General features: G+C 71.8%; 24 protein-coding genes. 16 read left to right on the forward strand and 8 right to left on the reverse strand.

Annotated elements, in window-relative coordinates:
• Window position 1: 1 nt before the first annotated feature.
• Window positions 2-763: an SDR family oxidoreductase gene (locus AC067M_RS22955; RefSeq protein ID WP_478698871.1), complete on the forward strand. Its 762-nt coding sequence runs from the start codon at window positions 2-4 to the stop codon at window positions 761-763.
• Between the two features lie 4 nt (window positions 764-767).
• Here the strand turns inward: AC067M_RS22955 and AC067M_RS22960 are convergent, their stop codons facing one another.
• Window positions 768-1,196 (reverse strand): hypothetical protein, encoded by a 429-nt coding sequence (locus AC067M_RS22960; protein ID WP_478698936.1) that lies wholly within the window; start codon window positions 1,194-1,196, stop codon window positions 768-770.
• Between the two features lie 582 nt (window positions 1,197-1,778).
• Here AC067M_RS22960 and AC067M_RS22965 point away from each other — a divergent pair.
• The 5 genes from AC067M_RS22965 to AC067M_RS22985 all read left to right on the forward strand — a co-directional run bounded on the left by AC067M_RS22965 (window position 1,779) and on the right by AC067M_RS22985 (window position 5,646).
• Window positions 1,779-2,594 carry an oxidoreductase gene (locus AC067M_RS22965; protein ID WP_478698872.1) on the forward strand — a complete coding sequence of 272 codons (816 nt, stop codon included), beginning with the start codon at window positions 1,779-1,781 and terminating at the stop codon, window positions 2,592-2,594.
• A 419-nt stretch (window positions 2,595-3,013) separates the two neighbouring features.
• Window positions 3,014-3,166 carry a hypothetical protein gene (locus AC067M_RS22970; protein ID WP_478698873.1) on the forward strand — a complete coding sequence of 51 codons (153 nt, stop codon included), beginning with the start codon at window positions 3,014-3,016 and terminating at the stop codon, window positions 3,164-3,166.
• Between the two features lie 47 nt (window positions 3,167-3,213).
• Complete coding sequence (locus AC067M_RS22975) at window positions 3,214-3,804, forward strand: TetR/AcrR family transcriptional regulator (protein ID WP_478698937.1); 591 nt, start codon at window positions 3,214-3,216, stop codon at window positions 3,802-3,804.
• A 284-nt stretch (window positions 3,805-4,088) separates the two neighbouring features.
• Complete coding sequence (locus AC067M_RS22980) at window positions 4,089-4,931, forward strand: MurR/RpiR family transcriptional regulator (RefSeq protein ID WP_478698874.1); 843 nt, start codon at window positions 4,089-4,091, stop codon at window positions 4,929-4,931.
• Window positions 4,932-5,061: 130 nt separating this feature from the next.
• Complete coding sequence (locus tag AC067M_RS22985; RefSeq protein WP_478698875.1) at window positions 5,062-5,646, forward strand: hypothetical protein; 585 nt, start codon at window positions 5,062-5,064, stop codon at window positions 5,644-5,646.
• Window positions 5,647-5,775: 129 nt separating this feature from the next.
• On the opposite strand, the gene AC067M_RS22990 is transcribed toward AC067M_RS22985, so the two are convergent.
• The 5 genes from AC067M_RS22990 to AC067M_RS23010 all read right to left on the reverse strand — a co-directional run bounded on the left by AC067M_RS22990 (window position 5,776) and on the right by AC067M_RS23010 (window position 9,518).
• Entirely contained in the window at window positions 5,776-6,150 is a 375-nt protein-coding gene (locus tag AC067M_RS22990) for a roadblock/LC7 domain-containing protein (protein ID WP_478698876.1), read from the reverse strand.
• A gap of 20 nt (window positions 6,151-6,170) precedes the next feature.
• The gene (locus AC067M_RS22995; RefSeq protein ID WP_478698877.1) at window positions 6,171-6,659 is read right to left on the reverse strand and encodes a roadblock/LC7 domain-containing protein; all 489 of its coding nucleotides are present in this window, start codon (window positions 6,657-6,659) and stop codon (window positions 6,171-6,173) included.
• Window positions 6,660-6,693: 34 nt separating this feature from the next.
• Window positions 6,694-7,503, reverse strand: coding sequence for a transcriptional regulator (locus AC067M_RS23000; protein WP_478698878.1), 810 nt, complete (start codon window positions 7,501-7,503; stop codon window positions 6,694-6,696).
• Window positions 7,500-7,901 carry a hypothetical protein gene (locus AC067M_RS23005; protein WP_478698879.1) on the reverse strand — a complete coding sequence of 134 codons (402 nt, stop codon included), beginning with the start codon at window positions 7,899-7,901 and terminating at the stop codon, window positions 7,500-7,502. Before AC067M_RS23005 ends, AC067M_RS23000 begins: the two co-directional genes overlap by 4 nt.
• A 180-nt stretch (window positions 7,902-8,081) precedes the next feature.
• Window positions 8,082-9,518 (reverse strand): type III PLP-dependent enzyme domain-containing protein, encoded by a 1,437-nt coding sequence (locus tag AC067M_RS23010; protein ID WP_478698880.1) that lies wholly within the window; start codon window positions 9,516-9,518, stop codon window positions 8,082-8,084.
• 111 nt (window positions 9,519-9,629) lie between these two features.
• Between AC067M_RS23010 and hutU the strand changes: the two genes are divergently transcribed.
• From hutU to hutI, 4 genes are all read left to right on the forward strand, one after another.
• A complete protein-coding gene (gene hutU, locus AC067M_RS23015) occupies window positions 9,630-11,294 on the forward strand; it encodes a urocanate hydratase (RefSeq protein ID WP_478698881.1) in 1,665 nt (554 codons plus the stop codon).
• A gap of 248 nt (window positions 11,295-11,542) precedes the next feature.
• Entirely contained in the window at window positions 11,543-12,745 is a 1,203-nt protein-coding gene (locus AC067M_RS23020; RefSeq protein ID WP_478698882.1) for an allantoate amidohydrolase, read from the forward strand.
• Window positions 12,742-14,076: a formimidoylglutamate deiminase gene (locus AC067M_RS23025; RefSeq protein ID WP_478698883.1), complete on the forward strand. Its 1,335-nt coding sequence runs from the start codon at window positions 12,742-12,744 to the stop codon at window positions 14,074-14,076. Before AC067M_RS23020 ends, AC067M_RS23025 begins: the two co-directional genes overlap by 4 nt.
• A 20-nt stretch (window positions 14,077-14,096) precedes the next feature.
• On the forward strand, window positions 14,097-15,272 hold the full coding sequence (gene hutI / locus AC067M_RS23030; RefSeq protein WP_478698884.1) for an imidazolonepropionase: 1,176 nt from the start codon (window positions 14,097-14,099) through the stop codon (window positions 15,270-15,272).
• 78 nt (window positions 15,273-15,350) lie between these two features.
• Here hutI and AC067M_RS23035 read toward each other — a convergent pair whose 3' ends face one another.
• Entirely contained in the window at window positions 15,351-16,268 is a 918-nt protein-coding gene (locus AC067M_RS23035; RefSeq protein WP_478698885.1) for an RNA polymerase sigma factor SigF, read from the reverse strand.
• Window positions 16,269-16,517: 249 nt separating this feature from the next.
• Here AC067M_RS23035 and AC067M_RS23040 point away from each other — a divergent pair, with 249 nt between their 5' ends.
• The 6 genes from AC067M_RS23040 (at window position 16,518) to AC067M_RS23065 (ending at window position 22,904) form a co-directional block, all read left to right on the forward strand.
• The gene (locus AC067M_RS23040) at window positions 16,518-16,895 is read left to right on the forward strand and encodes an STAS domain-containing protein (RefSeq protein WP_133928635.1); all 378 of its coding nucleotides are present in this window, start codon (window positions 16,518-16,520) and stop codon (window positions 16,893-16,895) included.
• Window positions 16,896-17,246: 351 nt separating this feature from the next.
• Window positions 17,247-17,915, forward strand: coding sequence for an ATP-binding protein (locus tag AC067M_RS23045; protein WP_478698886.1), 669 nt, complete (start codon window positions 17,247-17,249; stop codon window positions 17,913-17,915).
• 670 nt (window positions 17,916-18,585) lie between these two features.
• On the forward strand, window positions 18,586-19,281 hold the full coding sequence (locus AC067M_RS23050) for an LPXTG cell wall anchor domain-containing protein (RefSeq protein WP_478698887.1): 696 nt from the start codon (window positions 18,586-18,588) through the stop codon (window positions 19,279-19,281).
• A gap of 268 nt (window positions 19,282-19,549) precedes the next feature.
• Complete coding sequence (locus AC067M_RS23055) at window positions 19,550-20,455, forward strand: COG1470 family protein (RefSeq protein ID WP_478698888.1); 906 nt, start codon at window positions 19,550-19,552, stop codon at window positions 20,453-20,455.
• Window positions 20,452-21,582 carry a hypothetical protein gene (locus tag AC067M_RS23060; RefSeq protein ID WP_478698889.1) on the forward strand — a complete coding sequence of 377 codons (1,131 nt, stop codon included), beginning with the start codon at window positions 20,452-20,454 and terminating at the stop codon, window positions 21,580-21,582. The genes AC067M_RS23055 and AC067M_RS23060 overlap by 4 nt, the downstream gene beginning before the upstream one ends.
• Window positions 21,579-22,904: a hypothetical protein gene (locus tag AC067M_RS23065; protein WP_478698890.1), complete on the forward strand. Its 1,326-nt coding sequence runs from the start codon at window positions 21,579-21,581 to the stop codon at window positions 22,902-22,904. Before AC067M_RS23060 ends, AC067M_RS23065 begins: the two co-directional genes overlap by 4 nt.
• 107 nt (window positions 22,905-23,011) lie before the next feature.
• On the opposite strand, the gene AC067M_RS23070 is transcribed toward AC067M_RS23065, so the two are convergent.
• Window positions 23,012-24,502 carry an oligopeptide:H+ symporter gene (locus tag AC067M_RS23070; protein WP_478698891.1) on the reverse strand — a complete coding sequence of 497 codons (1,491 nt, stop codon included), beginning with the start codon at window positions 24,500-24,502 and terminating at the stop codon, window positions 23,012-23,014.
• Window positions 24,503-24,510 lie beyond the last annotated feature (8 nt).

The following is a 24,510-nucleotide window of genomic DNA, read 5'->3' on the forward strand; positions in this document are numbered from 1 at the left end:
CATGTCGTACGAGAACCTGGCCGGACGTACCGCCGTCGTCACCGGGGCCGCCAGCGGGATCGGTGAGGCCGTGGCCGTGCTGCTGGCCGCGCAGGGGGCGCGGGTCGCGCTGCTGGCCCGGCGCGGGGAGCGGCTGGAGGCGGTCGCCGGGAAGATCCGGGCCGGTGGGGGCGAGGCCCTCGCCGTCGTGGCCGACGTGACCGACGACGCGTCCGTGGAGGCCGCGGTCTCCGCGGTCCACGAGGCCTACGGCGCCGTGGACCTGGTCGTCAACAACGCGGGGGTCATGCTGCCCCACCCCATGACGGACGGCCGCCTCGACGAGTGGCAGCGCATGATCGACACCAACGTCACGGGTGTGCTGCGGATGATCCGCGCCTTCAGCGGTGACCTGGTGGACGCGGCCGGGCGGGGCCGTACCGCGGACCTGGTGAACATCTCGTCGATCGCCGCGCACGTCACGTTCCCCGACTACGCGGTGTACGGGGCGACCAAGGCCGCGCTCACCCATCTCTCCCAGTCCCTGCGCACCGAGTTCGGGCCGCGTGACGTGCGGGTCACCAACATCGAGCCGGGGCTCACGGAGACCGAGCTGGCGTCGCACATCGGCAGCGTCGAGCTGCGGGGGCAGCTCGACGGGATGCTCGAGGAGATCGGCGCGCTGGCGTCCGAGGAGGTCGCGGACGTCGTGGCGTACGTGGCGAGCCGTCCCCGGCACGTCAACCTGCGGCAGATCATGGTGCTGCCGACGAGGCAGGCGTGAGGTTTTACTTCTCCCAGTCGCCGTCCCGGTCGCTCCTGCCGCGCCGGGTGCCGAACAGGCCAGGATTGCTGCGGGCGGCCTGCACCGCGTTGACCCCGACGATGCCGAGCCAGGAGATCAGCAGGCCGGGCAGGTGCGCGGTGCCGGCGCCGATCGCGGACAGCGGGATCGCCAGGACCAGCGAGACGATGCCGAAGCCGAAGCGCTCGCCCCAGGAGTCCGTGGGCCTCGGCGACCGGGAGTCGCGGGCCGCCGTCATCTGCTGCTCGGCGAGCTGGCGGCGCACCCGGCGGTCGACGGCGCCGTCGATGCGCTGGTCGACCTTCTCCAGGAACGAGTCGACCAACGCGGACTCGTACTCCTCGCCCAGTTCCCTGCGGGCCTGCAGGGTGGCGTTGAGCTCCTTCTTCAGGTCGGCGTCCCGCGTGTCCATACCGATCTCCATTCCCGTCATGCACCTCACGGTAGGGAGCGGAGGCGCCGACCGCACGGGGGATATCCCCCCTCTTCACGCACTGAGGAACGTCAGTACCGCCAGGACACGGCTCGTTCCTGGACGGTCTCCCGGAGCCGGCCGAGCTTCGCGGACATCTCGGGGCGCACGTACGCGGCCCTGCGCATCGCCATGAAGCTGCCTGCCCAGCGAATGACGTCGCGCAGTTGCTCGCCGGTCGGCGGGTCGCGGTCACGCGGGCGGTTGCGTCCTCGCTCCGGCGTCAGCGGGGAATGGGGAGGCTCAGCCCGTCCTGGTCCCAGACGCGAGCACTCATCCGTTTTTCCGGCATGCACCTGAGCACTGACCATGAGCCCGCGCCGAGGCGGTGATGCGAGGGCTGGCGGTGGCGGTCTCGGTCGCCTGCTCGTCGTCCGCTCGTGATCTTTCCCGTAACGCGCTCCACGTTTCCGGATCCTTTCTTGGATCGCCGGACGTGAGCACTTGCCATCGGCCGACGGGCGCCATATGGTCGTACGAACGTAAGGCATACGAACGTAATTCAAATCAAGGGAGATCGTGATGACGGCAACTCGGCCGGTGGCGCTCGTGACGGGTGCCTCATCAGGAATCGGCAAGGAGACGGCCCGTGCCTTCGCCGCAGCGGGTTACGAGGTGATCGGAACCGGCCGCAAGACCTCCGGGCTCACCCCGCCAGCCGGTGTGACGTACCTCGATCTCGACGTGGCCAGTGACGACTCGGCCACCGCCGCGGTCGCAGAGGTGATCGACCGGTTCGGACGCATCGACGTCCTCGTCAACAACGCGGGCATCGGCTCGGCGGGCGCCGTCGAGGAGAACTCCGTCACCCAGGCCCAGAGCGTCCTGAACATCAACGTCCTCGGTGTCATCCGTATGACGAAGGCCGTCCTGCCGCAGATGCGCGCCCAGGGTGGCGGACGCGTCATCAACATCTCGTCCGTCCTCGGGGTCGCCCCCCAGCCCTTCATGGCCCTCTACGTCGCGTCGAAGCACGCCGTCGAGGGCTTCTCCGAGTCCCTGGACCACGAGGTCCGCGAGCACGGCGTCCGGGTCCTCCTCGTGCAGCCCGCCTACACCAAGACCAGCTTCGACACCAACGCCGCGCAGCCCGACACCCCGCTGCCTCTGTACGCGGAGCGACGCCGCGTCTTCGACGAGGTGATCGCGCAGGCGATGAAGGACGGCGACGACCCCGCCGTCGTCGCCAAGACGATCGTCACCGCGGCCACCGACAAGAAGCCGAAGCTGCGCTACACCGCCGGCCCGCTGGCCTCACGCGTCACCACAGCGCGCCGCCTCGTCCCCGCCGGAACGTTCGACAAGCAGATCCGCAAGAACAACCGCCTGCCCGGCTGACATCCCGGTCCGGCTTCAAGGGCGCCGATCCCGCCCGGGTGCCTCTGACAGTACCCCTCAGCGCGTCGCCGCTCTGCCCGCCGACTCGGGCCCCAACGGGCTGGCCGTCGACCCGGCCGGACGCACCCTCTACATCGCGGACAGCCTGAAGGGCGTCATCTGGTCCGTTCCGGTGTCGGGCGGATCAGCGACCCCGTGGCTGACCGACGCCGCTCTCGCGCCGGTCCCGACCGAAGCCCTGCCGATCGGCGCCAACAGGCTCAGATTCCACAACGGCGCCCTGTGGGTCAGCAACTTCAACAAGGGAACACTGCTGCGGGTACCGGTCACCGCCACCGGCGCGCCCGGCCCCATCCACCTCCTCACGGGCGGCCTGCCCAACATCGACGATCTCAGCTTCCTGCCCCCCCTGGTCCGACGTGGTCTTCGCCGCGCAGAACGGCTCCTCCTCGCAGAACGATCCGGACAGGGTCGTGGTGATCTACCCGAACGGCACCTACAAGCCCGTCCTGACCAGCGCGGACGGTCTCGCCTCACCCTCCGCCACCGCCGTTCGCGGCGACCGGCTGTAAATCACCGACGGCGGCGTCCCCGAGCCCCGGCTGCGATGGAGGAACACATCGTGCGGTACACAAAAGAACACAAACAGGAGACAAGGCAGCAGATCATCACGACGGCCGGCCGGCGGCTCAAGCGCAACGGCATCGACGGCTCCGGAGTCGCCACGCTCATGAAGGACGCGGGCCTGACCAACGGCACCTTCTACGCCTACTTCGCCTCCAAGGAGGAACTCATCGCCACCGCGGTCGCCGACCAGATGCGCGCACAGCACGAGAACATCGTCGCGCAGGCGGCGCCCGGCCGTGCCGGACTCGAACAGATGATTCGCTGGTACTTCTCCACCGAGCAGCGCGACAGCATCGAGGACGGCTGCCCCAACGCCGCTCTGCTCGACGAGATCGGACGCTCCACGGATCGCACCAGGCAGGCCTACACCGACGGCGCCCTGGTCCTCATCGACGGCTTCGCCGCCCGCCTGGCACCCCACGATCCGCCGTCGGCGCGTCTGAAGTCACTCAGCCTCCTCGGCATGCTGGCCGGGACACTGCAACTCTCCCGTGCCCTGACCGACCGGCAGCTCGCCGACCAACTCCTCGAACAGGGAATCCGCAACGCCCTGGCACTGCTGGATGCCGAGCAGCAGGACTGATCGCTTCAGTCGGTGGCCTGGGCTCCATGTCGGGGATATCAAAATCGATGATCCGGCGGCCGGTCCCACCTCTACCGGCTGACCTGGCCGGCCCCGGCCATGGGTGGCGCGTTCGGCGCCTGCCACGCGCTGGACATCGGACTGGTTTCGGCAACCTGAGCACAGGCCTCGGCGCACTCTCATTTTCAACGTGCGCTCTGCGGGGGTCGTGCGCCGACGCCCGTTCGCCTGTATAACGGCATGCAGAGTTGATGGTGCCTGAATAGGTCGAGGGGGAGCACGTGATGGGCGCGACCGACAGCCCTGCCGCACGGCTGCAGGCGCTCTTCGAGGGGCGCCGGCTCACGCCGACCCAGCGGCGCATCGCCCACTGCATGGTGCGCCGCGCCGCCGACGTGCCGTTCCTGTCCAGCGTGGAACTGGCCGAGCTGGCCGGGGTCAGCCAGCCGTCGGTGACCCGGTTCGCGGTCGCCCTCGGCTTCGACGGCTACCCGGCGCTGCGCCGGCACCTGCGCGAGGTCGCGCCCACGGAACAGACGGCGCAGCCGGCCTCGTACAACGAGTACCAGCAGGCCGTCGAGGCCGAGATCGAGAACCTCCGGCACCTGGCGGAGCTGCTGGCCGACCCGGGGCCGGTGCGCAGGGCCGGGCAGGTCCTCGCCGCCAGCCGCCCGCTGCCCGTGCTGGGGCTGCGGGCCGCGGCCTCCCAGGCGTACGGCTTCGCGTACTTCGCCGCCAAGGTCCACCCTGACGTACGGCTGCTCAACGAGGGCGGCACGATGATCCACGACCGTATCGACGCGGCCGTGCGGGCGGGCGCCTCGGCGCTGCTGTGCTTCGCGCTGCCGCGTCACCCCCGCGAGGTCGTCGACACCCTCGGCTACGCCCATGAGGCGGGGCTGACCGTGGTCACCGTCGCCGACTCCGCCTTCGCCCCGGTCGCCAAGGTTTCCGACCTGCTGCTGCCCGCCGCCGTCGGCACCGGCCTCGCCTTCGACACGGCCTGCGCGCCGATGCTGCTCGGCCGCGTGCTCCTGGAGGCGATGTGCGACGACCTGCCGGACGCGCAGGCGCGGCTGGAGGAGTTCGACGCGCGGGCGGCGGCGCGGGGGCTGTTCGTGGAGTGACGCCCGGCCCGTGTCGCTCTCAGACTCGTCTCACCTTCGCTCGCTAATCTGCGCGCCCAAGAAGGCCGTACGCAAGGCCGTACGGAAGGCCGTGTCGAAGGCTGGGTCGAAGGCGACGAGGAGGCGGGACGTGGCACGCGGAGGTCAGGGGCTGGCTCGGGTGGCGGTCGTCGTACGGGCCGGGGCGGCGCCCCTGTGGTGGCTCGGAGTGTTCGCGGCGGGCATCGGGGTGCTGGTGCCCGGCATCACCGGACGGCGGATCGGGGTCATGGCGGGGGCCGCGCTGTTCCTGCTCGCCCTCGCCTTCGTGGCCGTCCGTCGGCGGGGGCGGTACGCCGACCTCGCCCGCTCGGCGGCCCGCGCGGGCAAGCACGACGTGCTCCAGGACCGAGCGGTGACCGTACGCAACTGGCGCCGGGGGCACCGCTGGTGGCTGCTGCTCGCCTTCGCGGCGGCGCTCGGCAGCGCGTTCGCCGTGCCCGCCGCCGGCGGCATGCTGCTCGCCGGATGCGGAGCCGGGCTGCGGCTGAAGGCCACGTGGCTCGGGCGGCGCGAGCGGGCCGGGGACGCGCTGCTGTGGGTGCGTGTCGACTGGCTGGACCGGCGCGGCGGTCGGCCGGCAGGCAAAGCCGTCAAGGCGTACCGCGGAACGGGCATCGCGGCGGGCGACGCGGCCCCGGGCGGGGCCCGGCGCCGCACCGCCGCGCTGGTCTGAGAGGTCCTTGCACTGTGCGCGCCCGATGAGGTCGCGTGGTCCGGTGCCGTGCGGCGCGGCAACGCGGCGAGGCGCGGTGCCAGGCCGCGCGGCCCGGGCGGGCACAGTGCAAGGACCCCTGAGCCGGGGTCAGACCTCCAGGTCCTCCTCGATCCGCTTGAGCTGGTGCCGGGCCATCGCCAGGTTCGCCCGGGTGGCGTCCAGCACCAGATAGAGGAAGAGGCCGTTGCCGCCACGCCCCTTGAGGAGCCGGATCAGGTGGTACTGGCCGGACAGGGTGATCAGGATGTCCTCGATCTCGGCTTTCAGACCGAGGTGCTCCATCGTGCGCATCTTGGCGCGCACGACGTCGGTGTTGCCGGCGGCGGCGACATTGAGGTCGAAGTTCTTGCTGCCGCCGATCGTGCCCAGCGCCATCCCGCTGGTGTAGTCGACGAGCGCGGCGCCGGTGGCGCCCTCGATGGAGGCGAGCGCTTCCTTCAGTGCGGTCTCGGTGTTGGCCATGGTGGTCTCCTCGTTTCCTCTCAACTCTCGGTTGTGGTGCGCGCGTTGGTGGCAGTGGTGCGCGGCGCGCGGGTGGTTCTGGTCCGTGGGGGAGCCGGTTTGACGGCCACGCTCTCGGCGGCCGCCGCCCGGGCGGCGATCTCGGCGTCCACCAGCTCCCCGATGCGGGCGCCGGCGCGGCGGCCCTCCAGGTGCAGGCGGCCCACGTTGACGCGGTCCTCGGCGAGCAGCGTCAGCACGGCGGTGCGGCCCGCCGCGTACGTGGCGACGTAGCCGGACGCGCCGCGCACGAGCAGTTCGCGCAGGTCACCCCGGCCGGTCGCGTCCGCCATGCGCACCGCCACGCCGAGCGCGGCCGCGGTCAGCGCGGCCACGTGCTCCGGTTCGACGCCGGGTGTGTCGTGGGCGAGGACGAGCCCGTCCACGCTGGCCGCGAGGGCGCCGTTGACCTGTGGCACGCGGGATCTCAGTCGGCGCAGTTCGTCGAGTATCTGGGGCTCGGCCGCCATCGGGTTACTCCTCTCGGCACGCGGGCTTTGCCGTTCAAAGGGCCTCCAGCGCATCCCTGAGCCTCTTCAGCAGGGTGATGTCGGTGTCGGTGACGACGGGCAACGGGCTTGGGGCGGGCGGCGGGGCGTGCGGGGTCACGAGCCCCGCCGCCGTCAGGCGTCGTACGTCCACCAGCGTGTGGAACGCGGGCCGGCCGAGCTCCCGCGCGATGTCCGGCGCCGAGCGGGCGCCATCCACCAGGGCCAGGACCGCCACCTGCCGGGGCGGCACCGCGGGGGCCGGGCCGGGGGCGGTCCGGATCAGCGGCGCGCTGTCCGCCCACGGGTCCGGCCAGATGCGGTGCAACAGCTCGCGGCGGCGCAGTGTCTCGCGCTCCACGGCCGCGACCGGGACCGGCCGTACGGGGCCGAGCCAGTGCCCGGTGCCGTAGCGGAAGCGGCCCGGGGTGCTGCTGGGGGCGAGCGCGAAGTACGCGGCGTCGTACAGCGCCCCCAGGTGGCACAGCTCCAGCGTTCCCCGGGTGACGCGCCGGGCGTCGAGCAGGAGACGGCCGGCGCCGTGCCGCTCGTCGGCCCGGTCCGCGGCCTGCCGCCAGCTCTCGGCGTCGAGGGTGCCGTGGGCCGTGAGGAGGACGTCGAGGCCGGGGGCCAGCGGGCTCTCGGCGTGCACGACATGGCCGTCGGCGAGGTAGAGCGTGCCGCACTCGCGCACCAGGACACCGGTGGCCCGCTCGGCCGCGAGCCGGGTCAGCATGGGCGACAGGGCCGTGGCCGCGTGCTCGTGGGCCGTCGTCTTGTTCCGCACCGGCAGCCGGGGTGGCGGAGTCGTCCCGATCACGGTCATCCCAGCACCAGCCGTCCGGCCATCTCGCCCAGCCGGATGCGGGCCAGCGCCAGGTTGCCGTCCGCGCGGCCCAGCCACAGGTGCAGGAACACACTGCTGTCGAACGACGTCGGCACGAACCGCAGCAGGTGGTAGCTGTCCCGGTTGCTGATGATCAGGTCCTCGACCGGGGGGTCCGGGCGGCCCGCCGCTCCGGCGTCGTCACCGGGCGCGAACGCCCGCTGCTCGGCGGCCAGCCGCGCCAGCTCCGCGGCTTCGGCCGCCGACGCCTCGTGGTCGCCGCCCGGGGCGTCCCCGACCGTGCCCAGGGCCAGCCCGCTCGTCCAGTCGACCAGCGATGCGCCCAACGCACCGGGCAGCCGCATGGCCTCCAGTAGGCACTCGTCGATTCCGGGCACCGTCGCTCCCCTCCCGCCTGGGGTTCGGCTGAGTGACAGTGAAACTACGCAACGTGTGTGCGGCGGGTGAGCGTTCTGGCATTTTCCAGTGGAACATGCGCCCTATGGCTAACATGGGTCAGCTGACGTCTTTTTCCGCGGAGTTGATCACCTATCAATTGCGCAGGTCACGGGCGTAGGTCAACGGCGCCCGGGCCTCGGCAGGGTGGTGAGCGCGGCCGCGTGCGCCCCTCCCGACTCCGCCACGATCTCCTCCGGCGTCTGCGGCTCGCGCACCGTCGCGAAGGCGACACCCCCGGCCCCGTCCGGGGCGAAGCCGTAAATGCCGGGCCGGGCGAGGGAGTTGTACGCGTAGTGGTGCGCGAAGTAGTACGCGCCCGTGTCCAGCGCCACCGCGTAGTCACCCTGTTCCAGGAGCGGCAGCGCGCGCCCCCGCGCCAGCAGGTCGCCCGCGAAACAGGCGGGACCCGCCACGTCCTGCACCACCGCCGGGCCCTCCTTCGGGCGCCCCTTCGCGTCGTACGCGGCCATCCTCAGCGGCCATGCCCCCGGCACGTACACCGTCCGCGTCGCGACCTGCACGCCCGCGTGCGTGACCGCGACCGGCCGCCCGCCCGCGCTCTTGGCGTACTCCACCCGCGCCACCACCGTGCCGTGCTTGGCCAGCAGCGACCGTCCGAACTCGGTGACCAGCCCGTACCGGCCGTCGAACAGCCCCGGCACCGCCTCGCTCAGCAGCCGCGCGTACTGCGCGTACGTCGGCGTCGTCACGTCCGAGGAGAAGTTCACCGGCAGCCCACCGCCGATGTCGATCGTGTCGATCTGCCGCCGCCCGATCCGCCGGTTGATCTCCTCGGCGAGCGCGTACGTCTCCCCGATGCCCTGCGCCATCAGCGACAGCGGAACGCCCTGCGACCCCGTGTGCGCGTGCAGCCGCGTCAGCCACGGCCGCTGCACGAACGCCCGTACGACCCACTCGCGCGCCCCCTCGTCACGCAACGCCACCCCGAACTTCGAGGTCGCCGTGGCCGTCGACAACGCCTCGATGGCACCCGCCCCGACCTGCGGGTTCACCCGGATGCCGAGGGGAGAGCGGCTGGCGGCCATGGGGGCACCTCCCCTGCCTTCGGGGCCATGGGGGAGCATCAGGCCGTCGATACGGTCCAGCTCCTGCGGATTGTCCACGTTGACCGCGATCCCCAGCGCCAGCGCCTCCCGCAGCTCGGCAGGCGTCTTGGCGGGGGAGTCCAGCACCGTCAGGGCCGGAGGCAGCCCCGCCGCCCGCGCCAGCGCCAGCTCTCCCGGGCTCGCCACCTCCGCGCCGATCCCCACCTCGCGCAGCAGCCGCAGCACCGGCACCAACGGGGTCGCCTTCACCGCGAAGGCGTGCAGCACCGGCGTCCCGGGCGGCACGACCGCGTCGAACGCCGCCCGCAGCGACGCCGCCGACTCCCGGATGCCGGTGACGTCGAGCAGGCCCACCAGCGGCGCGCCGGGGCCGAGCAGCCCCTGCTCGACGGCCGCCCGCACCGCCTCATGGCGCCGGGCCGCCCGCGCCTCGTCCGCACCGTTGTCGTCTCCCACGGCGTCCCCCGTCCGTTCGATGCCCGTGCTCACACATCCAGCCAAACACCCACGACGCGGACGCGCTGGCACCCCGATGTATTGACTAGGTCTATTCAGGAAGTCAGGATGTGAATAACTCGTGCAACCTCCAGGAGGCAGACCATGTCAGGACCCCGCCCCGTCCGAGCGCCGCGCGGTACGGAACTGAGCGCCCTGGGATGGCAGCAGGAAGCCGCCCTGCGCATGCTGCAGAACAACCTCGACCCCGAGGTCGCCGAACACCCCGACAAGCTCGTCGTCTACGGCGGCACCGGCAAGGCGGCCCGCGACTGGCGCTCCTTCGACGCCATGGTCCGCACGCTGCGCACCCTCAAGCAGGACGAGACCATGCTCGTCCAGTCGGGCCGCCCCGTCGGCGTCATGCAGACCCACGAGTGGGCCCCGCGCGTCCTCATCGCCAACTCCAACCTCGTCGGCGACTGGGCCAACTGGGAGGAGTTCCGGCGGCTGGAACAGCTGGGTCTGACCATGTACGGCCAGATGACCGCCGGCTCCTGGATCTACATCGGCACCCAGGGCATCCTCCAGGGCACCTACGAGACCTTCGCCGCCGTCGCCGCGAAGAAGTTCGGAGGCACCCTCGCCGGGACGATCACCCTCACCGCCGGCCTCGGCGGCATGGGCGGCGCCCAGCCGCTCGCCGTCACCATGAACGACGGCGTCGCCCTCTGCATCGACTGCGACCCCCGGGCGATCGAGCGGCGCATCGAGCACCGCTACCTCGACGTGCGCGCCGACTCCCTCGACCACGCGCTCCAGCTGGCCGTCGAGGCGCGTGACCAGCGCAGGCCGCTCTCCATCGGCGTCCTCGGCAACGCGGCTGACCTCCTCCCGCAGCTCCTCGCCATGGGCGCCCCCATCGACATCGTCACCGACCAGACCTCGGCCCACGACCCGCTGGCCTACCTGCCTACCGGCGTCGCCTTCGAGGACATGGCCGCCTCCGCCGCGAAGGACCCGGCCGGCTTCACCACCCGCGCCCGCGAGTCGATGGCCCGGCACGTCGAGGCGATGGTCGGCTTCCTGGACGCCGGTGCGGAGGTCTTCGACTACGGCAACTCCATCCGGGGCGAGGCACAGCTCGCCGGATACGACCGCGCGTTCGCCTTCCCCGGCTTCGTGCCCGCCTACATCCGGCCACTGTTCTGCGAGGGCAAGGGACCGTTCCGCTGGGCCGCGCTGTCGGGTGAGGCGTCCGACATCGCCAAGACCGACAAGGCGATCCTGGACCTCTTCCCCGAGAACGAGTCCCTCGCGCGCTGGATCAAGCTGGCGGGGGAGCGGGTCCACTTCCAGGGCCTGCCCGCGCGCATCTGCTGGCTCGGCTACGGCGAGCGGGACAAGGCCGGTGAGCGGTTCAACGACATGATCGCGAGCGGGGAGCTGGCCGCTCCGCTGGCCATCGGACGGGACCACCTGGACTGCGGGTCCGTCGCCTCTCCCTACCGCGAGACCGAGGCGATGCTCGACGGGTCCGACGCGATCGCCGACTGGCCGCTGCTGAACGCGATGGTGAACGTGGCGTCGGGGGCGTCTTGGGTCTCCCTCCACCACGGGGGCGGCGTCGGGATGGGGCGGTCCATCCATGCCGGGCAGGTGACGGTGGCCGACGGCACGAAGCTGGGTGGGGAGAAGATCCGGCGGGTGCTGACGAATGATCCCGGGATGGGTGTGATCCGGCATGTGGATGCCGGGTACGACATCGCGGAGTCGGTGGCGGACGAGCGGGGTGTGCGGGTGCCCATGCGTGAGGGTGAGGGGACGTGAGCCCCAGGGACGCCGGGCGCGGCGACCGTCCGGTGGGGGCCGATGCCTCGTCGCCGGGTGCGGGTCCGGCTGTGCCCACCCGCCCCCAGTCTCGGCTTCGCTCGACCGGGGGGACCCCCATCGCCCTGCGGAACGACTGCCCACAACCTGTAGCGGCTGCGGCTGCGGCTGCGGCCGACGCCCCACGGCCTGGAGCGGATGCGGCCCCCGGCCCACGGCCTGCAGCGGCTGGGTCCTCCTTTCACCAGATGTGGCGCGAACTGCACCCCCTCGGACGGCACCCCGACTCCCACGGCTACCGGCGTTTCGCCTGGACCCCCGCCGACGCCGACTGCCGGGCCTGGTTCCAGGGGCAGGCCGAGGCCCGCGGGCTGGCCTACGAGGTGGACCGGAACGGGAACCAGTGGGCCTGGCTCGGGGATCCGGCCACCGGGGATGCCGTCGTCACCGGGTCGCATCTCGACTCCGTGCCCGACGGTGGGGCCTTCGACGGACCGCTCGGCGTCGTGTCGTCCTTCGCCGCGCTTGATGAACTCCGCGCGCGGGACGTCGCGTTCAGCAAGCCCCTTGCCATCGTCAACTTCGGTGACGAGGAGGGGGCCCGGTTCGGGCTTGCCTGCGTGGGGTCCCGGCTGGCCGCGGGTCAGCTCACCGTCGAGCAGGCGCACAGGCTGACCGACGGGGACGGGATCACGCTGCCCCGGGCCATGGAAGCCGCCGGATACGACCCCGACGGCATCGGGCCGGACCCCGAGCGACTGGCCCGTATCGGTGCGTTCGTCGAACTGCACGTCGAGCAGGGGCGCGCCCTCGACCTGTCCGGCGACCGGGTCGGCATCGCGAGTGCAATTTGGCCGCACGGGCGCTGGCGGTTCGACTTCCGGGGCGAGGCCAACCACGCCGGTACGACCCGGCTCGTCGACCGGCGCGACCCGATGCTGTCGTACGCCGAGACGGTGCTCGCCGCCCGCCGTGAGGCCCAACTCGCCGGTGCCGTCGCCACCTTCGGGAAGATCGCCGTCGAGCCGAACGGCGTCAACGCGATTCCCTCCCTGGTCCGCGGCTGGCTCGATTCCCGCGCCGCCGACCAGGAGAGCCTCGACCAGGTGGTCGCCGGCGTCGAGAAGGCCGCCCGGGAGTACGCCGAGGCCCAGGGCGTCGACCTCGACGTGGTCCGTGAGTCCTTCACGCCCGTCGTCGAGTTCGACCACGTCCTGCGCGATGAACTCGCCCGGATTCTCGGCAAGGAGACGGCACTCAAGGTGCCGGTCCTGGGTACAGGTGCCGGACACGACGCCGGGATCCTCTCCGGGAGCATCCCGACCGCCATGCTGTTCGTGCGCAACCCCACGGGCGTCTCGCACTCCCCGGCCGAGTTCGCGGCCGAGGACGACTGCGTGGCCGGGGTGCTCGCACTCGCCGACGTACTGGAAGGACTGGCCTGCACGTGACGCAGACGTACTGGCTGGAGCACGCCTGGCTCGACACCCACGTCGAGCCGGGGGTGACCCTGGAGATCAGCGACGGCCGCATCACCGACGTCCGCACGGGCACCGGCACCCCGCCCCCCGGCGCCGAGACCCTGCGCGGACTCACCCTCCCCGGCCTCGCCAACGCACACAGCCACGCCTTCCACCGCGCCCTGCGCGGCACCGTCCAGGTCGGCTCCGGCACCTTCTGGACCTGGCGCGAGGTCATGTACACCACGGCCGACCGGCTCACCCCGGAGAACTACCACGCGCTCGCGCGGGCCGTGTACGCCGAGATGGCGCTGGCCGGAGTCACGGCCGTCGGCGAGTTCCACTACGTGCACCACGCCCCCGGCGGCACCCCCTACGCCGACCCCAACGCGATGGGCGAGGCCCTCATCGCGGCCGCCGCCGACGCCGGTGTCCGCATCACCCTCCTCGACACCGTCTACCTCTCCTCCGGCTTCGGACAGCCGCCCAACACCCACCAGATCCGCTTCTCCGACGGCAGCGCGGACGCCTGGGCCGAACGCTGTTCAGTTCTCAAGGAACGGGATCACGCACGGATCGGGGCGGCCATCCACTCCGTACGGGCCGTGCCCGCCCGGCAGCTGGCGACCGTCGCACGGTGGGCCGAGGAGCGGCGGGCCCCGCTCCATGTGCACCTCTCCGAGCAGACCGCCGAGAACGACGCCTGCCGCGAGGCACACGGCTGCACCCCGACACAGCTGCTCGCCGAGCACGGCGTCCTCGGGCCGCGCACCACCGGCGTCCACAACACGCACCTCACGGACACGGACATCGCGCTGATCGGTGGCAGCGGGACCGGCACCTGCATGTGCCCGACGACGGAGCGGGACCTGGCGGACGGCATCGGCCCGGCCGCCGCCCTTCAGAAGGCCGGCTCCCCCCTCTCCCTCGGCTCCGACAGCCACGCCGTGATCGACCTGCTCGAAGAGGCTCGCGCGATGGAGCTGAACGAGCGCCTGCGCACCCGCACCCGGGGCCACTGGACGGCCGCAGCCCTGCTGAGGGCCGCCTCCGCCGACGGCCACGCCGCCCTTGGCTGGGAGGGCGCGGGCACCATCGAGGCCGGGGCGCTCGCCGACCTCACGACGATCGCGCTCGACTCGGTCAGGACAGCGGGGCCGCTGCCCAGGCTCGGCGCCGAGACGGCCGTATTCGCGGCGACGGCAGCGGACGTACGGCACACGGTCGTGGGGGGACGCCACGTCGTACGAGACGGGGTCCACGCCCTCGTGCCGGATGTGCCCCGAGCCCTCGCACAGGCAGTCGAAGCCCTGCGCGCCTGACGACGACCCACGAGGACACCATGAGCAGCGCCACTGTCATCACCAACATCGCCACGCTGGTCACCAACGACCCTTCCCTCGGTGACGGATCCCCCCTCGGCCTGATCCAGGACGCGGCCGTCGTCATCGACGGCGACCGTGTCGTGTGGACCGGTGAATCAAGCAAAGCACCCGCCACTGACAATCGGGTCGACGCGGGCGGCCGGGCCGTCCTCCCGGGCTTCGTGGACTCCCACTCCCACCTTGTCTTCGCCGGGGACCGTACGCAGGAGTTCAACGCCCGCATGTCCGGTCGGCCCTACAGCGCGGGCGGCATCCGTACGACCGTCGCAGCCACCCGCGCCGCGACGGACGCCGAGCTGGAGACGAACCTCACCCGCTACCTCGCCGAGGCCCTCCGCCAGGGCACGACCACCTTCGAGACCAAGTCCGGCTACGGCCTGACCGTCGAGGACGAGGCCCGCGCCCTGCGTATCGCCGCCGCCCACACCGACGAGGTCACCTACCTCGGCGCCCACATCGTCTCCCCGGACCACGCCGACGACCCGGCCGCCTATGTGGCGCTGGTCACCGGAGAGATGCTCGACGCCTGCGCCCCGTACGCCCGGTGGATCGACGTCTTCTGCGAGAAGGGCGCCTTCGACGGCGACCAGGCCCGCGCGATCCTCACCGCGGGCAAGGAGAAGGGCCTGCACCCCCGCATCCACGCCAACCAGCTGTCCTACGGCCCCGGCGTCCAGCTCGCCGTGGAACTCGACGCGGCCAGCGCCGACCACTGCACCCACCTGACGGACGCCGACGTCGACGCCCTGGCCAACAGCGGCACGGTCGCCACGCTCCTCCCCGGCGCCGAGTTCTCCACCCGCGCCGAGTGGCCGGACGCCCGTCGTCTCCTGGACGCGGGTGCCACGGTCGCCCTCTCCACGGACTGCAACCCTGGCTCGTCCTTCACCTCGTCCGTGCCGTTCTGTATCGCGCTCGCCGTCCGGGACATGCGCATGACCCCGGACGAGGCCGTCTGGTCGGCCACGGCGGGCGGCGCGGCGGCCCTGCGGCGCGACGACATCGGCCGCCTCAGCCCCGGCGCCCGCGCCGACCTGACCCTGCTGGACGCCCCGAGCCACGTCCACCTGGCCTACCGCCCGGGCGTTCCGCTGGTGTCGGAGGTGTGGCGCAGGGGCGTACGGGTCGCCTGATCCGCCTGCCCACGAGCGCTACGGGTGAGCGCCGAGGCAGGTCGGCAAGGCTGTGGGGTTTTGTTGCTCCGTGTCGGGTTACTCCTCGACCGTGAGTCCCTTCCGCAGGCGTACGAGCGTCCGCGACAGCAGTCGCGAGACGTGCATCTGGGAGATGCCGAGCTCGTCGCCGATCTCCGACTGGGTCATGTTGGCGACGAAACGCAGGGAAAGGATCTTTCTGTCCCGCTGCGGGAGTTCGGCGATGAGCGGCTTCAACGACTCGACGTACTCGATGCCTTCGAGTCCGTGGTCCTCGTAGCCGATCCGGTTCGCGAGCGCGCCCTCGGAGTCGTCCTCCTCGGGCTGGGCGTCCAGGGAGGAGGCGGTGTACGCGTTCGACGCCGCCATGCCCTCGACGACCTCGTCCCTGGACAGGCCGAGGCGCTCCGCGAGCTCCTGGACCGTGGGGGCTCGGTCCAGTTGCTGGGCGAGCTCGTCACCGGCCTTGGCCAGGTCGAGCCGGAGTTCCTGAAGCCGGCGCGGGACGCGCACGGACCACGAGGTGTCGCGGAAGAAACGCTTGATCTCGCCGACGATGGTTGGCATCGCGAACGTGGGGAACTCGACCCCACGGGAGAGCTCGAAGCGGTCGATCGCCTTGATCAGGCCGATGGTGCCGACCTGGATGATGTCCTCGAGCGGTTCACTGCGGGAGCGGAAGCGGGAGGCGGCGAACTTGACCAGGGCGAGGTTGAGTTCGACGAGGGTGTTGCGAACGTACGAGTACTCGTGGGTGCCCTCCTCGAGGGACTCCAGCCGCTCGAAGAGCGTCTTGGACAGCGCCCGTGCGTCGACGGGACCCACCTCGTCGTACGGGGGTATCTCCGGAAGTCCGGACAGGAAGTCGTCGTGCTCGGCGTGAGCGCCGTGGTCCTGTTCGATGGGATCCAGATGTTCCGGAGGGGGTGTCGACGTCGCCGTCTGGGTATGCGAGGCGTCGAGCCGGGGTGACATGATGTCCTCCATCGTTCTCGGCATATGGCTGCCGGAGCCAGTTCGTGCACTGCGGTGTGCGGCGCCTCCAAAGCCGGCCGTGTCGGGTACGTGTCCTTACTAGCCCTACCCGCTTTCCCGAGCCCCTCGCAAGTGCGTTTCGTTGGTAAATGTCCGTTTGTGGGTGGTTGTTCGGGTGTCGGAGTGTGTGAGGAAGGCGTAGTGTTCGAGGGCGTCAGTCAGCAGCCACGACCTCGGGAGAGAGACGGCATGGACCACGGGACGGTCGGCAGCGCGCAGTCGGGCCGGCTTCTGGTGGAGGTGCGGCAAGAAGGCTCCAGTGCCGTCGTGACTCCGGCAGGTGAATTGGATCACCACACGGCCGATTTGTTGCGTGAGCCACTCGAGGACTGCCTCGACAAGGGCTTCAGTCGACTGGTCGTCGACTGCTCACGGCTGGAGTTCTGCGACTCCACCGGGTTGAACGTACTGCTCGGTGCCCGGCTCAAGGCGGAGGCCGCCGGAGGCGGGGTGCATCTCGCGGGGATGCTGCCCGTGGTGGCCCGGGTCTTCGAGATCACCGGCGCGGACGCGGTCTTCACCGTGCACGACACGGTCGAGGCGGCCCTGGCCGGCGACGCCGGCTGACCCGGCGGACGGGACCGGTGAGACGCCTGGCCGTCGTGCCTGCTCATCGCCGCGCCCCTGGCACCCGTGCGCGGACGCGTCCCCTACGTCACACCATCCGCGCCGAAAAGAGGGGTGTTCTGCCGGTTCGGTCGGGCAGGAGACCTCCTGAACATGTCGGTGGCACATGGTCACGGGAGGACGGGGAACCGGCGTTCCTGCGCCAGAATCGAGGACGACCGGCCGTGAATCCGTAAGGAACGGCGGCGGACCGAGCCGGAACCGTGTGTACTGCAAGAGTCGTGTGTACTGACTGACCGGACAGAATGACTTTTGAATCGTGAACTGGTGAATCGGTGAGGTGAAGCGCTGATGAGCACCACCCGGCCTTACTCGCCGGGCTCCCCTGAGCCCAGCGGCGCTTCCGGGGCGTTCCAGGGAGGCGGCGCGCCGGGGTCCGGGGCGACCTCGGGGAGCGCGCCGGGGGGCGGTGCGTCCGGGGGCGGTACGGCCGTGCCGCCCGCCTCGACGGGAGCGCCGGGGGCGGTGGAGATGTCAGGTGCGCCCAGAGGGCCCGCGGCGCCGGGCTCGACCGAAGCGGTGCCGGGCTCGACCGAAGCGGTGCCGTCGAGCCGGCAGGTCCGACGGCTGAGCTTCGACGACGCGAGCGGCGTCGTACCGCTCGCCCGCGACTTCGCCCGCCAGGCGCTGTACGCGTGGGGCTGGCTGCCCGCCGCCACCGCCGACCAGCGGGCCGCCGCCGAGGATGTGCTGCTCGTGGTGTCCGAGCTGGTCACCAACGCGTGCCTGCACGCCGAGGGGCCGGACGAGCTGCAGATCAGCTGCGACAACAAGGTCATCCGCGTCGAGGTCTCCGACCGCGGCACCGGCCAGCCGGCCCCCCGCACCCCCCACCGCGCCGGCCGCCCCGGCGGCCACGGCATGTTCATCGTGCAGCGCCTCTGCCTGGACTGGGGCGTCGTCCGCACCCCCGGCCTGACGGGCAAGAAGGTCTGGGCGGAACTGGGCGCTCCGGCCTGACCGGCACACACGCCTGCGGCGCTTCAGGGGACCACACGACCTTGGACAGGCTGAGCCGCCTTGCGCACTCCGTGCCGTGATTTGCGCGACGCGCCGCGTTACGCAGGCTGAGCGCTACGCAGGCTGAGCGTTACGCAGGCTGCGCCGCCTTGCACGGCCGGGCGTCGGGTTGACGTGCCCGGCAGGCTGCGCCGCCTTGCGCAGGTTGAGCGTTTCGCAGGCTGCGCCGCCTCACGCGCCCGGGCCTTGCGCTCGCCGTGCCGCGTTTTTTCGCGCCCCGCGCCGTCTTACGCAGGCTGCGCTGCGGGACGCCTCGTGCGGCCGTCCGAGCAGCGCTTACGCGGGCCCGGGCTCCAGCGGCGCCCGGCGTCCGTACGGCTTTCGGTGGCTTGCCCGACCTCCAGTCACCCCGCACCGCCCGGCACGCTCGGCCAGGACGCCCGCCCGGGCGGCACGCGGCCCGGCCCCGTCCTGTGCCCGCCCCGGCCCCGCATCGCGCCGCCTCCGGATCCCTCCCGTACCCACCCCGGCCCCGCATCGCGCCGTCCCCGGGCCCTTCCCGCGCTCGCCACGGATCCCCACAACTCCGGCCCGCCCCGTGTCTTCCTTCCTCACGTACCCGGGCGTACCTTGACGGACCGATCTGATGTGCCGTCAGGAATGAGGGACCGTGTCGTATCAGAAGCGAACCGCGGCGCTCGCGACTGTCGCGGCCCTGGCCGGCTCGGCGGTGTGGGGGGCCGCCCCGATGGCCCGGGCCGACGTCGTCGACGTCAACTACGCCTGCAAGACACCCATCGGCGACAAGAGCGCCGTCTCGCCCATCGACATCAAGGGCGTCAAGAGCGGCTCCGGCTACAAGATCACCATGTCCTGGCAGAAGGGCGTCTCGTCCAGCCCCGTCGAACTGGGCAAGGGCGCGATGAACCCGAGCGCCACCATCAAGCTCGGCGGCGCCGACAGCGGCATCCTCGCCGTCAGCGGCCCCGCCAACCAGGCCGCCATCCCTGCTGACACCCCGATCAAGATCAGCGACCTGTCGGGCACGTACACCCCGAAGAAGAGCGGCAAGGTCACCTTCACGGCCGGCACGCTCACCATCAAGGCCCTCGGTACGACCACGACGTGCACCCCCACCAACACCCCCGGGCCGTCCCTCACCCTCGACGTGACGGTGGCGTCGGGAGGCGCTTCCCAGAACGGCGGCACCCAGAACGGCGGCGACTCCGGCGCCGAGCTTCCACAGACCGGCCCCGAGGACTCCGCCGTCGCCCTCGCCACACTCGGCGGCACCGTCCTCCTCGCCGGCGCCGCCGGCACCCTCTGGCTGACCCGCCGGAACCAGCCGGCACGCGCCCGCCGCTGACCTCCGCCGACCCGCCCGCTGAAGTCGGTACAACCGCCGAGCCCCAAGCCTCTCGTCGCCGCCGAGAGCTCTCGGAGCCCAAGACCGCCGGAGCCCCCGAGACCGCTGTAGCCGATACGACCGCCGAGCCCCCAGCCCCGCCGAAGCCGCCGAGCCCGCCGAGACCAGTGCAGCCACCGGGCCGCCAAGCCCCCCGAAGCCACCCGCGCCGCCGAGCCCGCCGACACCGTCAAGCCCGCCGCCCTCGCCACCACCGCTGGAGCCGCCGATGTGCCACGTCGCCCGTGTCCTGCTCCTGGCCGCGCTGTGCGTTCTGGGCATGACCTCCACCGCTGCCGCGGCCGATGGCTGGTCGGTCGCGCCCTCCGGCACCGGGCGGCCGTCCTTCTACGTGGAGGGCGTGCCCGGGACGGCCCTGCGGGACACGGTGTCCGTGACCAACCGGGGCGCGGGACCGGTCACCGTACGGTTGACCGGCACCGGCGTGCCCGTGGCCTTCGCCGAGACCGCCGTGAGGATCCCCGCCCGCACCCGTGCCGACGTCCCGTTCACCGTGCGCGTCCCGGCAGGGAGCGCGCCCGGGGACCGTACCGGCGCGATCGTCGTGCGGGACGCCGACGGCCGGCAGGGCGCCGTGCGGCTGCTGCTGCGGACCGGCGGGCCCGAGCTCGCCGCGCTGACCGTGGAGCACGTGGCCGTACGCGGCGACCGAATCACGTACGAGCTGGTCAACCGGGGCACCACGGCCCTCGTGCCGAGGCTCGCGGTGCGCGCGGACGGCGTCCTCGGACGGGTTCTCGACCGCGCTCCACGTACCCTGCCAGTCGAACTTGCCCCGGGCAGCCGCCTGAAGCTGACCGAGCCATGGCCCGACCCGCCCGCCCTGGACGCCGTCGACGTCCGGCTGACGGTGACCGCGGCGGGCGGCGCGCACGACACGGCCCATGCCTCCGCACGGTTCGTGCCGTGGGACGCGGTGGCGGGCGCCGCGGCCGGCGCGCTGCTCCTTGTCACCACCGCGGTCGTACGGCGGCGCAGGCGCCGTGGGCCCGAGGATGAAGCCTCCGAAGCTGCCGAAGCTGCCGAAGCTGCCGAAGCCGCCGAAGCCTCCGAAGCCGCCGAAGCCGCCGAATCCCCGACCCGGAGCCCCGAGTTGACGGGAGCGCTGACATGACCGGCAGGGCGCGGATCGCGACCGCGTCGGCGGCGGCGCTCGCGCTGCTCGTCATGCTCCTGCTGCCCCTGGCCGGGACGGCCATGGCGGACACGCCCACCGTGAAGCTCTCCACGTCGCAAGCCGGCACCGGAGGTTCCCTCACCGTCACCGGCACCGACTGGCGTCCGCGTGCCCTGCTGATGATGCTGATCTGCGGCCAGTCCGTACCCTCGCGCGGTGTACCCGGCGGCACCAACTCCTGCGCCAACGCGGACGGCCGGGCCGTCACCACCGACGCCGACGGACGCTTCAGCAGGCAGCTGCCGGTGACCGAACCACCCGTGCCGTGCCCCTGTGTGGTGCACGTGGCGACCGTGACGGGCGCGAAGGCGGAGGCGGACGCCGTCTTCCAGGTCGCCGGGCATCCGGTCGAGCCGTTGCCGAAGGAGACCGACGGCGGACGCCTCTCCGTGCTCACCGACACCCGGCTCGAGGGCTCCAGCGGGCTGCTGACGTGGTTCGGGGCGCCCCCGTCCCGCACACTCGTCCTCACGGTCGGAAACGTCGGCTCAGGCCCGGTGAAGGACCCCGTCTTCCAGATCGGCACCTCACACGGCGTGTTCGCCCCGCAGTGGCAGGAACAGCAGTGGCGCGGCACCCTCGCGCCCGGCAAGAAGGCGCGCATCAGACTGCCGGTCGAGCTCGCGGCCGGGGCCCACGGCGACTACACGGTGTCCTTGAAGTACGGCGGGAAGGTGCTCGCCGAGCAGCCGTGGGGCGTCGGCCGCCCTTGGGGCGTGACCCTGTTCTGGATCCTGCTCTGCGTGGTCGTGCCGACGGCCTTGTTCCGTATCGGGTTGGCCGTGGTGGACCGGGTCCGGCCTCGACACCCGGGGTCGGCCGGTGGGCACCAGCGGCGGCCCGGCCGCAGCCGGCCTCGCGCCCCGAGCCTGCCCGAACGCACCCTGCGCCTGCCCAGGTTCGGGGTCGCCGAGAGCGCGTCCCCGACGGCCGCGACCCTGCCGTGGTTCTCCCCGGACTCCGACCCGGGCACGACCGGCCGGCTCCCCGCACAACACGACGACAACCCGCACGACGACAGCCCGGCGAGTCCTAGGACTCCCACCAGGAAGGGACCCATGTGAGAACGCGAAGGAGAGCGGGCGCGGCGGGCGTCGCGCTGGTCTGCGGCGGGGCGAGCGTCCTGCTGGGGTTGGCGGTGGCCGCCCCCGCGCAGGCCGCCGAGGTGTCGTACGCGACCAAGTGCATCCCGCCGGCGGGCGTAGGCCTGCCCGACGTCGAGGGCACCACCAAGGTCGAGATCACCGCCCCGGCGACGGCGAAGGTCGGCGACACCGTCGACATCGTCTGGAAGTTCACGCAGGCCGCTTCGAAGAACCCCGACATCATCGACCTGCCCGCGAACTCGGTCCAGCCGTCCGGCACCCTCAAGGCGGCCGGCGCGCAGAGCGCCGACGTCGCGATGCAGGGGCCGCGTGAGAACCCGGCGATCCCCAAGGGCGGCGCCATGGTGCTGTCCGACATGAAGGGCACTCTGAAGCTGACGGCGGCGGGGCAGGTGACGCTGACGCCGGACGCGTACGTGGTCAACGCCATGGGGACCGACACCAAGTGCGCGCCGACGCAGGCCGTGCAGCCGGCGGCGACCATCACGGTGACCTCCGGGAGCGGCGGTTCGCCGAGCACCACGCCCGATCCGACGGGCTCGCCGTCGACCTCGCCGACGCCGTCCGGCACGCCCAGCGGGTCCCCGAGCGCGTCGCCGAGTTCGAGCCCGAGCGGCGACGACGGGCAGACCGACTTCACGGGCAAGGAGGTCCAGGTTCCCTACGCCTGCAAGACGCCCATCGGCGACAAGGAGGCGACGTCGCCGGTGCAGATCAACGCCAAGAAGAACGGCGGGAGTTACGACCTCAGCGTGCGGTTCGGGAAGTCGGTGATGGACAGCCCGGCGAACATCCCCAAGGGTTCGGTCGAGCCGTCGATGCAGGTCGTCCTGGGCGGCGCCGACACCGGGACGGTGCAGGTGGCGGGCCCGGCCAACACGTCGGACATCAAGGCGGGCGACCCGATCGAGATCCCGGACCTGACCGGCACGTACAAGCCGGGCGCGAACGGCAAGTCGACGTTGTCGCCCGGTGTCCTGACGATCAAGGCCCTCGGCACGACCACGACCTGCACCCCCGAGACGTCGGTGGTCTCCCTGACCCTCGACACCACCCAGCAGCCCGGCGGAGCCTCGGGCGGCTCGTCGTCCTCGGGCGGTTCCTCCGGCGGCTCGTCCTCCGGCGGCTCGTCCTCCGGCGGTACGTCCACCTCGGGCGGCCTCGCCGAGACCGGCGCCGGCGACCACGGCGCCCTCAAGGCCCTGGCCCTGGTCGCGGGGACGGCGGTCCTTCTGGGCGGCGGCATCTTCACGTTCCTGCCGGGCAGGCGCACGCGCTGACACACCCCGTACGAACGCCGGAAGGCCACCCCGTACGAACGCCCGGAGGGCCACCGCGTCCGAAGACGCGGTGGCCCTCCGCCCTGCGCGGGACAGCCGGACGTACGTCAGTTGACGTCGCCCATGAGCTCCTTGACCCGCTTGCGGTACATCCACACCGCCGTACCGGCGATGACGGCGAGGACCGCCTCCAGGGCCACGATGCCCGACCTGTTGAGGTTGACGCCCGCGATGGAGAGCAGGCCGGTCGTGGCGTCACCGGCGGTGACGGCGAGGAACCAGACGCCCATCATCTGGGAGGCGTACTTCGCGGGAGCCATCTTCGTCGTGACGGACAGACCCACCGGGGAGATGGTCAGCTCACCGACGGTCTGGACGAAGTAGATCGCCACCAGCCACAGCGCGGCCGCCTTGTGACCGCCCTCGGCGATCGACAGCGGCGCGAGGAAAAGGAAGAACGAGGCGCCGATCAGGACCAGGCCCATCGTGAACTTCACAGCGGTGCTCGGCTCCTTGTCACGCCGCGCCAGCGCCAGCCACGCCCAGGCGAAGACCGGAGCCAGCGCCATGATCATGACCGGGTTGACCGACTGGTACCAGGAGACCGGGAACTCCCAGCCGAAGACGGTGTTCTTGGCCGACGACTCGGCGAACAGCGACACCGTCGAGCCACCCTGGTCGTAGATCATCCAGAACACGGCCGCGGCGACGAAGAACCAGATGTACGCGGACATCTTCGACTGCTCGGCGCGGTCCAGCTCCTTGTCCCGCTTGATGCGGGCGATGACCAGGACCGGGATGATCAGACCGGCGAGGGTGATCGGGACCAGCAGCCAGTTCAGCGTGTAGTGGCCGGAGAAGCCGACGATCGCGTAGAAGACGGCCGCGACACCCGCCCACAGCGCCGACTTGCGCAGCGTGGCCGTCTTCTGCTCGGCCGTGAGCGGCGTCGGGACGACGCTCGAGTGCGCGCTCAGGTGGCGGCTGCCGAGCAGGAACTGGGCGAGACCCAGTGCCATGCCGAGCGCGGCGAGCGCGAAGCCCAGGTGCCAGTTGACGTTCTCACCGACGGTGCCGATGACCAGCGGGGCCGCGAAGGCGCCGAGGTTGATGCCGATGTAGAAGATCGTGAAGCCACCGTCGCGGCGCGGGTCCTGCGGGCCGTCGTAGAGGTGGCCGACCATCGTGGAGATGTTGGCCTTCAGCAGACCGGAACCGATCGCGACCAGGCCGAGGCCCGCGTAGAAGGTGCCGGAGCTCGGCAGGGCCAGAGTCAGGTGGCCCAGCATGATGACCGCGCCCGCGACGGCGACCGTCTTGCGGGGGCCGAGGACGCGGTCGGCGAACCAGCCGCCGGGGAGGGTGAGCAGGTACACCAGGGACAGGTACACCGAGTAGATCGCGGTCGCGGTGGCCGCGCTCATGTGCAGCCCGCCCGGTGCCACCAGGTACAGCGGGAGCAGGGCCTTCATGCCGTAGTAGGAGAAGCGCTCCCACATCTCGGTCATGAAGAGAGTGGCCAGTCCTCGAGGGTGGCCGAAGAAGGTCTTCCCGGAGCCGGGGGTACCCGGGCGGACCGTCGTCAGGCTGGACGCCATGGTCGTTC

The organism is Streptomyces sp. NPDC043427, from assembly GCF_056436655.1.